Below are 14,462 nucleotides of genomic sequence, written 5' to 3'. Positions count from 1 at the left end.
TTATCTACCTCCTACCCGATTACAAATTAGAGGGTGAAGAAGAATGAAAAAACTGTTACAACGACTTGAAATAAAAAGAAAAACCGCTGGCTTTATGGCTGCTATTTTTGCTATAATGGCATTCCTGCCTTACTTTCCAGAAAATTTGGTCTCCCTTGCAGAATATGCACAGCTTATTGAAACCGTTTCATTACCCTCATGGGAGGCTAGCAGATACAATGAAGATAATTTCAAAGGCTATATACCAACAGGATTGATGTATGAAAATAAGGACTTTCATCTGGGATCTGCTACGTCAGAAGGAAATTTTCCCACAGGAGCTAAGCAGTATCTAGTAAAAAATAATCAGTCAAGTGAAAGTAACTATGATGAGTTTGACAAAACCTTTATCTACTGTGTGCAGGGACATACGGAAAATGCCATGATTCATTTAGGTAGTCAAGCATTTTTAGATGGTTATTGGTCACCTAATGCCAGACCTCCATTATTTCCCAAAAAAATCGGTGATGATGAAATAGAGAAATTTAACTTTTTGATGAACGTATACGCCAGTTACATGGGGCGTAATGAAAGTATATCTGCCTGTAATGATGCAAATACCGGCACAGCCAAATATATTATAGCAGCTGTTATTAACTGGATTGCTGCTGATGACTGTGCGTTTACTGGAACTGACTTAAAAACAGATTTAGGAATCTTCCAGGGCAGTGATGATTATAAAGCTGTGCTAAAGCAAATAAACACCAATGCAGTGGGAGATCGATCAGTTTATAATCAGATGTCAAGTACTCAGATTCCAGAGGAGTATAAGGCAAAAGGCTGTGATAACTGGGCAGACTGGATGTTTGGCATGGTATGGGATGCTGCGACCATTACAAAGAAACTTGATTCAGATGCAGTAGAAACTGTTTACTATGCGAAAACAGACCATGCAACAGATACATACACCGTTACGGTCCCTTACCCTAATGAAGCAGTAAAAGAATATTATCAAAAGTTTTCAGCCAAAGACTTATATGGGGACTGGATTTATACAGGTCCTATTAATGCTGGACTTTTATTTACTTCTCAATCCGGTGAAGTACCCAGTGATGGTAAAGGGATTGCAACTCTCTATTGGGCCAATCCCAATCAGGAAGGGTTGGAACTGGCAAAAGATATTGGTTCTGCACAGCTTGCTACGTTTAAATTTTATACTAAGGTTCCAGGAGGAGATAGAAATAAATATGCTTTTGACATATCCCAGACCTATTTTGCTTCCAAGATGGACAAAGACTTAGAAGTCCATGTCCGTGTTGGTTCTGCTGGAAAAGCGGAGGTTCAGCGGTACAAGCATACGGAAGGGTTCGGTGCCAGCTATAACGTAGGTCTTAACACTTTTGATTCCGAAACAGGAAAACCCCTTGCCAATACTCACTGGGACATTTTGGAAAAGTTTGATGACTCCCAGCTTGATGATACAGATTTAGATTTAAGAAGAGCAGGAGATTATTCCTCAAACTTAGGTTCTTTAACCGATACATCTTGGGAAGAAGATCAGGGGAGTGATGATGCGAGGATCTCTTTAAATTACAGCGGAGATACTGGTCTTAATGATTCCGAAGCAAACCGTTATAATCAGGGGAATTCCTCCGGTTCCCAGTTTGAACGTTGGGACGATCCGGAAAAAGATCCCTGCAATACAGATGAGCATATTACGGATTCGGATGGTGTTCTCCACTATGTAGATTCCAGAGGAAACATTCACAGTAAGACCGCCCACTCAGATGCCAGAAACTATACCTACTTAAAGGGGTATTGCAGTGGGCATCCAGCCCCTGTCATTGAATACCAGGAGGTCCCAGAACCGGAGTATGATGAAGAAACTGGAGAACAGACTAATGAGGATGAGATTGAAGCGGTGGAGGAAGCCAATCAGGAACTGCATGACACCGCATGGGCAAACTGGCTAGGAGGAGTAAAGGAATGTGAAGATCATGTAAAACAGGGCGGCTTCTTTCATGCGATTGACCCTACCGGACAAACTCAAAAAAAGGCTCTGGAAGCGGACCGGGATGAGTTTTACAAAGAGTTTATTTCTCTAAAGTATCAGTATTCCGCAAAGGAAACTAACTCAGCTCCTGGTTACTCCCTTCACGGAAGCCATCCGGATGATATCCCGCTGGAATGGAGAACAGTTACATCGAGCGAATATAAGGATTATGAATCCTCTGGACTTGATCACGAGGGCAGTTCCAGTGATCCTGATTTTGAAAGTGACAGATTAACAGCCAATATATTTAGTTTAAAACCATTACAATCCCAGGAAAGCCAGTTTGTCAGCTTCGGATCACTGGACCAGAAACTTACCCTCTCTGAGTCAGAAACAGATTCCAAGGATATAGAAATCTCTAACCAGGAGAAAGTAAATGAACCGGAAACCGAAGCGGCTGAAACTGTGACAGAGGAACCGGAAGAAACACAGTCGGAAGTTATAGAAGAAACAGAAATTGAGACAGAAGCTGAAAAAGAAGCTGAAACAGAGGCTGAAACACAGACTGAAACCAGGGAAGAAACAACAGATCCTACAGAGTCCGAAAGCCCGGAGGAATCGGAAGAGGTTACGGAAATAACTGCGGAAGCGTCTGAAACGACAGCAGAATCCACCAAAGAGGTAGAAACCGAGGTACAAACAGAGGCCGAAACAAAAGCCCCCACTTTGGAAACGGCTCCCGTAAAGAAAAAGATAGCAACCGATTCCCAGGCAAAGGCTGTTTACGGGGAAGTAACTTTAACCGGACTTTTGGAAAAAGTAGTCAAAGGTGTGAAGCTTGCGGCGTCAAAAGTAGTATCACTTTTTTCCCTAACGGCCTCCTCTGATGAGGATTCCGGAAGCGAAAGTTCCCTTTATTCCCTGCCGGAATCAACAGATACAGACCGCCTTTCCCCGCTGTCTTCCTCCATTACAGACTGGACTTTTATTGTCTATGATCATCGGACGGAAGGAGATATTCATTTTAATAAAAAGGACATGGATTTAAAGTCAGGGGAAAACGCTTCCTATTATGCCTATGGAGATGCACAGGGGGACGGAACCTTAGAAGGAGCTGTTTACGGACTGTTTGCTGCAGCCGATATTCCCCACCCAGACGGACATTCTGGTATGGTATTTCAAAAAGACGATTTAGTATCAGTAGCCACAACGGATCAAAACGGGGATGCCAGCTTCCTTTCCATAACCCAGGCACCGGGTTATACCTTTCACTACCAGAGCGGAATAATTGAAAAGACGGCCAACAGCTGGGCAGACCAGGCTCCGAAAAACCTTTATACCGGAATGGCAGCTGCGGTAGGAAAAGAATCCGATGCAGAACGTTTTATCGGACATACTTCACATGGCAGTAGCATTTCCTTAACTGATAGCCGGAATGAAACTACTTTCGGTTATGAAAAGCTATCCTCCAATCAGGGAAGGGACAACACTGGGGAGAGCAGCCATTCCTATCCAATTGAGAACAATGAAAGCGTAAACGGAAACTGCTGGATTGGACGCCCCTTAATCGTTAATGCGGATGGAACCCAGTACTATATCAAGGAGTTGACCCGGTCAGAGGGGTATGAGCTTTCCATTTATGGAAAAGATTCTTCTGTTTCTAACCGGGAAGCGTTTCAAAGCGGAGGGAGCCCGTCAGCAGAAGGAACAGTATCTGCCACTACCTTGGATATTAACCGGGCAAAGAAAGCAAACACCTTTACAGTTAACAGCAGTGGCACCACAAATGGTTATCAGATATATGCAAACAATATCCCACAAGGAGCTTCCTTTTACCGGACAGAAAGCAAAGTGGTGGAAGATATGGGTGGAACCCATATAGAGTATGTTTATACCAGTGAAAATGCCATAGCAGAAGAAGAGGGAGCCAAGGTTGTAATTAACGGTTCCTATGTGGAAGCAAACGTTGGGGATACTATTTCTTTACCAAACGGAGAAACCGCCGTTGTCACCAAGGTGTCAGATCCGGAATATGACTATACAGCGGTCCGCCCTTCCAATGCTTTAAGATATACCATTCCCACCTTTTCAGATAAGGAAGTTACCGGAGATTTAACAGAAGATGTGAATTCCGTTTTACAAAAGGCTTCCTTTAAGGAGCCGGATGAAGGAGCGCCCTGGATGATCATTCCTTTGGAGGGAGATACCTTTGAGGAACAGGCAGAAAGCCTTTATAAAGGAATGGAAGATGCCGGCCTCTCCGTATTTAATTGTCTTAGAGTCGAGGAGATCATAGATGGGAAAGCGGTAGTCCATTATTCCTACCGTGTGGGAAGTACCATTGCCTCCAGCTTATACGATGAGGCATTAAAGCAAATTTATATCAAAATGGATATCCAGTATGAAATAAATGGGACAACGGTTTCTGGTTATTTCTATGTTCCCTATAAAACGGATCAGCTGGTGGATTATACCGAAAATACCAATGGATTTATCACCTGCGCAAAAGTAAAAAGCGGAGCGCTGTCACAGACAAAGGCAGTATATCCGGATGATTTAACTACTCTTACAGTAAAAGAAAATCCAGCTCGTACCTACTGGGTCTATGCAAAAGGAGAACCAATCCGGAATAATGATGGAAGTATTAAGACCGTATTGGTAGAAAAGGAAGTCCAGGTAAGCCCTGGATATGATTTAAAGGACGTGGATACGCCAGTGGATGCCGTGTATGACGGAAAGGGCTATACCATCAATGTTGAGGGGAGTGAGGGGACGGAGACTGCCAACTACAAGATCACTTATAGTTATGATCTGATTTCCGGAACCTACACCACACCCCAGGAATATGCCCTCTATTATGGAAATATTTCCGTATCTCCAAACCTTTTAAGTGCCGGAACCTATATCGAAGCGGTTACGCTCCGCTATGATAAGAATCAGCTGTATGCAGATGGAGGAAGCCGTAACAACAGCATTTCCGTTGTAGAACGGCCCATCATGCAAAAGGTAAAGATAACGAAGGATATTGAGGTAAATGCAGACGGGACTTATAACAATAACACCTATGCAGCAACCGGCCATGAGGATCATTTTACTGAAAGTGTAGGCGGTAAGGGAGAAAATGCAGCATACTTAAAAAACTTCCGCTTTAAGGCTTACTTAAAATCAAACTTGGAACGGCTTTACCGGGCAGAGGATGGAACTGTGACGTGGCAGGATTGGAATGGAAACACCGTGGATATCAATGCCTACCGGGACAAGTTTCCAGAGAAGGTACAGAAGCTTTATACCAGAGTTGATTATCAGACAAGTCCGTTATTAAAGGATTCCAATGATGCAGCCATAGCCAATACGGAACTTTACAGTTATACCAATAATCTTATTAATGCAGATCCCAATACGGGATATACGGCAATTCTTGAAAGTGGAAAAGACGGTTATCGCTATGATAAGTTCTTTGATGCCATAAAAGTGGCCAATGAGGACCAATGGGACCGGACAGATAAGAAAACCACTTCCTTTAAGCCGTTTGCCTTTATTAAAAAGCTTCTCTTTGGAACGGCTGGAGGGGAAAAAGAATATCCAGCCTTACATAACAATCCGGACATTGAAAATAGGATAAATACCTTGGATACCGCAAAGGATAACGCCCTCCGTTCCGATCACGTCCGCCAGTTTGCCATCACCTGGTACTTAGATGATGAAGTTGCGAAACTGGTAAAGGAAAATCAGGCAGGAGAAACTGAAAGTGCTTCAGAAAATGTAAGCTACCCGGATCAAATATATGATCAGGCTCTGGCCAGTGCCATAAAAAAAGCGGAGAACTACCTAAAACCATTTTTCACTTATGACTTTGATGAAATTTATTCCATTGCCTGGGACAGTGAAGCAGACGGAGGAAGTGACAAGGATTTTACAACGCTCAGTGCAGATACAGAGGATTCTACTTCGGGGTATACATACGGGATCTCTGAGTATCTTCCTTATGGTACTTATGTAGCTGTAGAACAGCAGCCCTTTAACAAAGACTTAGGAGATCTTTTTAACAAGCATTATAAAACTGATGCTCCCAAGGAAATTGAACTTCCAACGGTTTATGAGGGCGGTAAGTCCGGATCAGACCAGACACCGGAGATATTAAGCAGCTATTACAATTACAGCGCAGCGGACAGTGTTTCATCTCTTTCAGCCAAATACCATATCCGTTTTAATGAAGAATGGCCGGGAGAAGCAGAGGATTTAAGAAAGTATGTAATCCGTGGACACAATTACCTGGGGAACTATGAAATTTATCCCTATGGTCTAGATCTTGATAAGCTTACAGGATCGTTTTCTGGTGATCCTTCAGGAAAAGGACACTTTACCATCACCCAGGGCGAAACTGATCCGGTCAAGGATTACTATAACACGTTGGTTGATCCGGCAGAAGACGGAGGAAATGAAACCAGTCATTATCTGACCGACAATGGAAATTCCGGTAAGCGTACAGCAAACGGTACCACTTACGAGACAGATGGAATCGAAATGATATATCATTATGGATCAGTTTCGGAAAATAAGGAAACCAATGATTCAGGAACAACCATGAAGGGGATGCAGACGGCCTATGATGGAAAATATGCTTCTATGCTGGTACCGTGGAGTGTAACAGAGCCGGCCGATGAAACAACCGACACATCACCCAATGGAGATGGCAGCTCCAGTTATCAAGGCTATAGTTACCGGAAGTTTAAAAACACCTTTTATACAAGCCGGTTACGAATTGAAAAATTGGATTCCGAAACAGGAGAAAATATCCTCCATGATGGAGCAGTCTTTGCCCTCTATGCGGCTTCCAGAGAAGAGGGTGAAAATACGGACGGAAAGGTGAAATTTTATAAAACAGATACCCGGATCGGAGGCTCTAAGGAATTTTTAGAGGCAATGGGAGCCAGCAATATTATTCAGTCAGGCGAGTCCTACAGCGGGCTGGTTCCAGCCGGAAGCCCGGTCTGTGAAGAAGGAGAACAGGTAGTCCTTTCAGATGAACACGGAAGAAGGACCGGACAGTTTGAGGCTTTTACGACTACCAGGGACGGGGTACAGGCAAGGGAAGAAGATTTAACAAGTACCTCCTATCAGGATCAGAATACAGGCTATTTGGTTACACCCCAGCCCCTTGGAGCCGGAACTTATGTCCTGTGCGAGATCGAGCCTCCTGCCGGATACGTAAGATCCAAGCCGGTAGCCATTGAAATCTACTCGGATCAGACAACCTATTATCTTGACGGAAACCGGGACAGCCGAGTAGCCGCAGCCATCTATGAGGACAAAAACAAGGCTGGAACTAAGATAGAAAATACCGCCAGAATCTATATAGGAAATACTCCGGTACGTCTTGAAGTATCTAAGATTAAGGATTCTAATCATACCGTGACTTATAAAACTGATACCAGGCTTGAGGGGACGGAACTGGCATTAAAGCAGAAGTTCGGTATGGAGAGCTTAGAATTTGCCTATAAAAACGGAACTTACCTAGGATATGCGTGGTACAAAGGTACCATTGAATACCTTCAGTCCAGAAAAGACGCGGGGGAGGATGTAAATCTGGTTTATATAGATGGTGTTTTTGCCGGTTACGGTCTGATAGAGAGAACGCTGGATACTGATGATGATCAGAACCGCTATGTATCTGGGGCAAAGATGGCTCTTTACGATGCCATAACCATATCAGAGAGCGGAAATAGCGGAGATTACGGATATAACGGCGTGGAAGTGGCCAGAGACCGAAATAACAATGTTCAGTCCATAAAGGTATTAAAAGGCTATGCCGGGACAACTGTGGAGTTTTTAAGAAAGGAAGATCCGGCTGGAAGTCTTGCAGGGGATACCGGAAACGGTACCTGGACTTATGAAACCATAGACCGGGATGATACCGATATCCTTTATTACTCTCTTGGAAACTTGACAGCAACTGAAACTGGAACTGACGGAAAACTCTATGGCTATGACCAGAATGGTAATAAGGTATTAGTGAAAAACCAGGAATCCATTTTTATCCTCAAAGCCGGACAGCCAACCTTTGAATTAACCGGAGGGGATTTACTGGCGGTAAAATATAGTTCTATTGATAAAATCTTTACCTTAAGTTCCGATACGGTCATGTACCATCTTGACAGTGATGGAAACAGGGATGCGTATGTTAATCCGACTACCGGCATGGCATACACAAAGGAAGGGAACAAGATTCTGGTATGGCCGGTGAAGATCTCCCGGACACAGGGAGGAGCGGTTATTGCCAGAGAAAAGATAAAGACGTTCCGGATTGCATCTATCCATGCTGATACAGATCAGGAATATATCACAGGAACCTATAACGGAAGCAGTCTGGCGAAAAGCATGAATCCAGTTCTGAATGGCCATGGACTTCCTGAGTATTACCAGAAATCCGGGCAGACCTATAAAAAGGGAGATCCGGTCTATGACATTGATGGAGACTATGTCTGCTACAAATATGATGATCTTCTTTCCGCTTATAACAGTGCTTCCTACAGCATTAACAATCAGATTGGTATGAAGGAAATCGGAGAGGAAGAAAACACCACGGATGATAAGAAACTCTATCACCGGCAGGGTGAGTCCTGGGTGATGGAAAACACCTGGATTACCGGAGAGAAGTATCCAAACGATCCGTTTAAGGGAGATATGTCAGTAGGTCAGGCGGATATGCTAAAGAGAGTAATTCCAGGAACTTACATCATGGAGGAGGTAACGGCTCCTTCCGGATATACCAAAGGTCTTCCGGAGGGAATTACCGTGACAGAAACCAAGGATGTTCAGAAAACCGGAATGGAAGATGAAAAAATAAAGGTAGAGATTTCCAAAACCGACGCAGCCGACCAACAGACATTGAACGTAATTAGCGATTACCAGGAAGGACTAACCGTTACGGAGCCAAAGGGAGCCTACAGTTACAGCCAGGTATCCGGTGCCCGTCTGATCCTTTATAAAGCAAAACGGATCTATACCACGGACAGCGACACCTACCCGAAAGGGTATTATCTGGTGAAAGCAGAAACTACACCGGCAAAATGGACCGTGGAACGTTCTTCGGATAATGAACCGGTTACAGTATCGGCTGATTGGATCACGGATGGCAACCCAAAATATTTTGAAGGAATCCCAGCCGGTGATTATATCTTAGAAGAGCTGGAGGCCGCAGACGGATATGTTCGTTCCTCCATGGAATTAACCATCAAAGCAACAGGAGAAGTCCAGACGGTTAATCTAAAAAATGATCATACAAAGCTGGAAATTTATAAGTACTACACGGACAGTAAAGGAAATAAGGTTTCTCTGCCCAATGATCACGCAGCCGGGCTTGCTCTTTATGAAGCGAAAACTGACAGCAATGGGACTATATTAATGGAAAATGGAAAGCCGGTGTATGACCAGACAAAACGGGTAGATCAGTGGACCACCGATGACTTAACGGAGTACACGGAGGAAACAGAAATCAGCTCCAACGTCATGGAACGATTAAAAGCGATTCTGGGACTATCAGATAACCAGTCCAGCTTTATTACGGATTTTGAAGCTGCCTACAAAGAAAAAAGACAGGAATTAACCTCCCTTACCTGGTACACAAAGGGCGGTGAGCGAACCGCAACCCTTACCGGAATCATTCAGGCCGGAAAAGGGGAGGGAATCGTGGAAACATGGACCACTGATACAGGAAAAACCATTCGGATCACCATTTACCGGAACGTGAAAAATGGTTCCCTTGATACAGACGGTCAGCTGCCTCTGATCTTTGAATATCAGTTTAACTATAAAGAAAATGGGGGGATTAAAAGCTATGACACCTTAGAGGGAATGCACCGTTTTGATTATCTGCCCTTCAATGCAGAAACGGGAGATGGAAAGACCGGAAATTACGTTTTGGTGGAAGAAATGGTCCCAGATGGGTATGAAGCAGCCGATCCGAAAGCAATCGTCCTGACAGAAACCGGAGATATACAGAGATTTAGCCTTGAAAATGAGGAAAAGTACATCAATGTTTTAAAGGTAGTAACAGATGGAACGGCAGAATATGCAGTCACCGGCGCAGCGCTTGCCCTATACCGCTCGGATGCAGACGGGAATCTGATTGAAGATGAAGCACATCTGGTTGAGGCATGGACTACTGGAATGGACGGAACCTATACGGAAGAGGATCAGTTTAATGGGGATATGCCCGATAAAGCGGGGTACGCTGTCCCAACAGCACTTTCTGTAGGAGATCTAAAACCTCATAGAATTGATAAAACCGCTTTTGGAACCTATTACATCGTGGAAACAGAGGCACCGGCCTATATGCAGAAAGCAGATCCGGTAAAGATCATCATAGGTCAGGAAAAGATACCATTTTATAAAGTGATCAATACCCCTGCCATTGGAAAACTGGAGATAAAAAAGAAAGCCTCCGATACCGGGAAAGGATTGGAACATGCAAGATTTGAGGTAACAAATAAAGAGACCGGAAAAAACTGGTACATGACTACCGGATCAGATGGATCGGCAGAACTTGCCGGACTTCCGGTAGGTGACGTCCAGACCAATGGAACTGTAAAAGCCTATACCTATACGGTAGAAGAAATCTCCCCACCGGATTTTTACCAAATTTCTGAGGGAATCAAGAAATTCCAATTTGACGGGAAAGGGAACGGAAAAGAAATACTTTATACCTGTGAAATTGAGAATGATCCAACAAATATTTGCTTCAAGAAAACAAACTTTGACACCGGCATGGCGGTGGAAGGAGCGGAGATTGCGGTTTACAGGGCAGTCGCTGTGAATGGCGAATATGAAAAGGATGGAGAAGCCATAGCAACAACCATTTCGGGACCCAACGGTTTCACCCTGACAAAGAAGCTGTCTGCAGGACAGGTTTATATCTTGGAGGAATTAAAAGCTCCGGTTGGATACGTTTTTTCAGCGCCGGTGATTTTTACTGTAAATCAGGCAGGAACAGGAATCCTAAATGTATCCAATGATTTCAGTGTTTTAAAACTGGCAAGTGAGAACGGCACCATAGAAGCCCTTACCATAACCGGAAGAGTTCCGGTAAAAACTTACCTCATCTTAAAGGATTTAGACACCGGGACAGAGCTTCCATCCTTCATGGGAACAGGAAGCAGCCTCTCTTTGACTGCTAATGATGGGATCACGGACGGGCATTTATATGAGATTACCGAGTATACCAGGTATTCAGACGGCCAGACAGAAAAAACCGGAAAAGAAACCAGACGGATCTATCTTGATGAACAGGGAACCTGCTCGCTGCCTTCCAGAACTTATTTAGAGACCAGGCAGGAACTGACCTGCTCTGAGGGAAATGTACTGGCAGACTGGATCGTCAGTGATCACACCCGCGATTACACCATAGCCAATCCGGTTACGAAAGATAAACCGATTGCCAAGGTGACAAGCAGCGTTGGGGCAGGTCACAGTGCAGTAAAGACAGGAAGCGTCATGAAATACACAATTTCCTATACCAATCCATACAGTTACCCAGCAGATATAAAAGTGAAAGCAGTTCTCCAAGAGGGACTTGATTATTTACGATCTACCTCCTATGGCGTTGAATTAAACGGAAACGTCACCTGGAATCTTGCCAATGTAGCAGCTCATGAAAGCGGAACCGTGGATGTGGTGACTGTTGTTAGTGGAGAAAACGGAACGGAAGCCAAAGCAAACTTTATAACGACAGCCGGAGCGGTTACAAAAACCACGAACCTCTGGAACCCGATTGTCCCGGATGGCTCCATCAGTATCATTAATAAGCTGACTGGGACAGGAAAGAGTCAGGCTGATACATTTTCCTATCATGTAAAATTCACGGATCAGGCAGGAACGGCCTTAATTGGATATCAGTCGTTTGCCGGTTCTGAAACAGGAAGAATTAAGGGGGAGGGAGATATCGCTCTTACCGGAGATGGATTTATTACCTTTTCCGGCCTCCCCTATGGATCCAGATATGAAATCACCAAAATGGGAGCAGATGGATATGAGCCTGGTGAGGAGACCATGTCCGGAGAAATCCAGAAAAATTTCCAAAGTCAAGTATTTGAAAGCAACCGGAATGATGAATCGATCCGGGAAATCCTGACAGCCGGAGGAAGCTATAAACTTATGGAGACAACCTCTTACAGCGATGGGAACAGCCTGATAAGCGGTGCGTACCGATTTGAAGTAAACGCTTCAGGAATGGTTGATAACGTTGATATGGAAGACCGGACGGTACAGCTGTATTTTTCCAAGATTGACAAGGATACTGGAAAGGAGCTTACCGGAGGCAGGTATCAGCTGATTGATGCAGCGACAAATGAGATTATTTATGAATTTACAAAGGAAGGAGAACGGGTACAGATCCCAGCAAAACTTGTGACACCTGGGAAAGAATATATCTTTCATGAGGTCAGTTCCCCAGATGGATATGCTTACGAGAAGGATATTAGATTTACTGCAGAAGACGGCGGAATTCCTGAGACCATTATCATGGAGGATCAAAAGACAGAAGTGAGTATTTTAAAAACGGATGCAGAAACAGGAGAACTTTTAAGCGGAGGGCGGTTCGCTATCAGAGAAAAGAATACTGGCACATTGATCAAAGAATTTACACCAACAGGAGTACCAGTTGATTTTACGGGGTTTTTAATTGCCGGCAGAACCTATGAACTTTCTGAGGAGGAGCCTCCTACCGGATATGCTTACAGTGAGAATGTGACATTTACTGTGCCAAAAGAAGCAGAAACCATAACCGTCACTATGAAAGATCAAAAAACGGAAATTGAAATTCAAAAACTGGCCAAATCTCTGACGGAGAGTACTCCCTCTGAAGCAGCACGTCCATTATCCGGAAGTACGCTTCAGATCTTAAATGAGGCCAAAACAGCTGCAAAGGCGGTCCGTGATGGAAATGGTATCACAGCCGGGGAAGATTTAATCTTTACAACAGGAAGTGAGTTTGAAGTATTAAAAGGACAGCTGATTGCTGGAAAAAACTACTGGCTCCATGAAGTAAGACCGGCAGATGGCTATGCCTATGCGGAAGATATCGCCTTTACCGTTAGTTTAAAAGGGGAAAGGAATAAGGTGGTAATGATTGATGATCCAACCCATATAATTCTTTCTAAAAAGGCAATCACCGGCAGCGGAGAATTTCCCGGAAATTGTCTGAGTGTAATAGATAATGAGGGGAATCAGGTAGAACAGTGGATGTCTGGGGAGCAGCCTCATGAAATCATCGGAAAACTAATAGCCGGAGAAACTTACCACTTTATGGAAGAAAAGCCAGCAGACGGTTATGCCTATGCAGAAGATATTCCCTTTACTGTCAGCAAGACTGGAAGCGTTGACCAGATAGTAATGAGAAATGATGCAACAAGAGTACGTATAAGAAAAGTGGATTCATCTGGTCAGATTTTAAAAGGAGCCACTTTACAGATATTAGATCAGCAAAAAAACGTAGTTGTTCCAGACTTTGTATCAACGGATGATACAATAGATATCACAGGAAAATTAGTGGCAGAAAGAACTTATTATCTCCATGAGGTAAATGCTCCAGCCGGATACCTACTATCCTCTGATATAGCATTTACCGTACCCAAATGCCCTGGACTATTGGAGGTCACTATGACCGATCCCAGACACCAAAACCCAGGCTCGGATAAAATGTTTCTCTACAAAACAGATGCAGTAACAGGACGGGGAATTAAAGGAGTGGAATTTTCTATTTACCGCCCGAGCGGAAGCTTATACCTGATAATTAATACTGGAGAGGAAGGATACGCAGAATTTGATATGCCGGAAAATGGGACCTATACATACAAAGAGACAAAGTCAGTACTTGGCTACCTTGCAACAGATCATACTTACTCCTTTACCATAAAAAATGGTGAGGTATCAGAAAACAGTGCGGTATCAGTTGTTAATTACCCTTCTCCGGAAGTGAGAATTCAAAAGGCAGATGCTGAAACAATGGAAAGATTAGCTGGAGCTGAGCTGGTGATCAGAAATGAAGCTGGAGATCCGGTAATCAAAGGAGTGACAGATAAAAACGGTATCATTTCATTCCAGCCGGTCCGTTCTGGACAATACACTGTTCATGAAATAAAAGCTCCGGAAGGGTATAGAAAGACTGATTCCTGCCTGACTATTTACGTAACGGATGACGGAACCGTAACAGGAGAACTCACAATGTTTAACAGCCCGGAGAGAGGAAAGAAAAAAGGCATTATCACTGCAAAATATCAATCAAACTTAAATGGTCTTGGAATTGCCAGTCATAAAGGAAAAAGATTTTGGAACTGGCTGGGAAGTCTGCCTAAGACAGGCGATGCAGGTCTTAGAGGAGGATTACTCTTGAGCATGGGTATAGCGGTCATTGTATCTGGTATTACTATCGTAACGAGAAGAAAAAATAAAAAAGGCGAAAATGGGAAAATATTCCATTAATATTACATTCGCT

Annotated in this window: 1 protein-coding gene; it reads left to right on the top strand. The window is 43.7% G+C overall.

Features of this window, described 5'->3' with window-relative positions:
* Window positions 1–43: 43 nt before the first annotated feature.
* Window positions 44–14,449, top strand: coding sequence for a SpaA isopeptide-forming pilin-related protein (locus DS742_RS21810; RefSeq protein ID WP_117419071.1), 14,406 nt, complete (start codon window positions 44–46; stop codon window positions 14,447–14,449).
* Window positions 14,450–14,462 lie beyond the last annotated feature (13 nt).

Source organism: Lacrimispora amygdalina (assembly GCF_003432035.1).
In the GTDB taxonomy this organism is placed as follows: Bacteria; Bacillota; Clostridia; order Lachnospirales; family Lachnospiraceae; genus Lacrimispora; species Lacrimispora amygdalina.
The sequence above is the reverse complement of the archived record's forward strand: the minus strand, read 5'-3'. Positions and strand labels throughout refer to the sequence as shown.

Bases quoted from the DNA above. Each gene is read 5' to 3' on its own strand.
- DS742_RS21810 (WP_117419071.1), top strand. From the start codon at position 44: ATGAAAAAACTGTTACAACGACTTGAAATAAAAAGAAAAACCGCTGGC.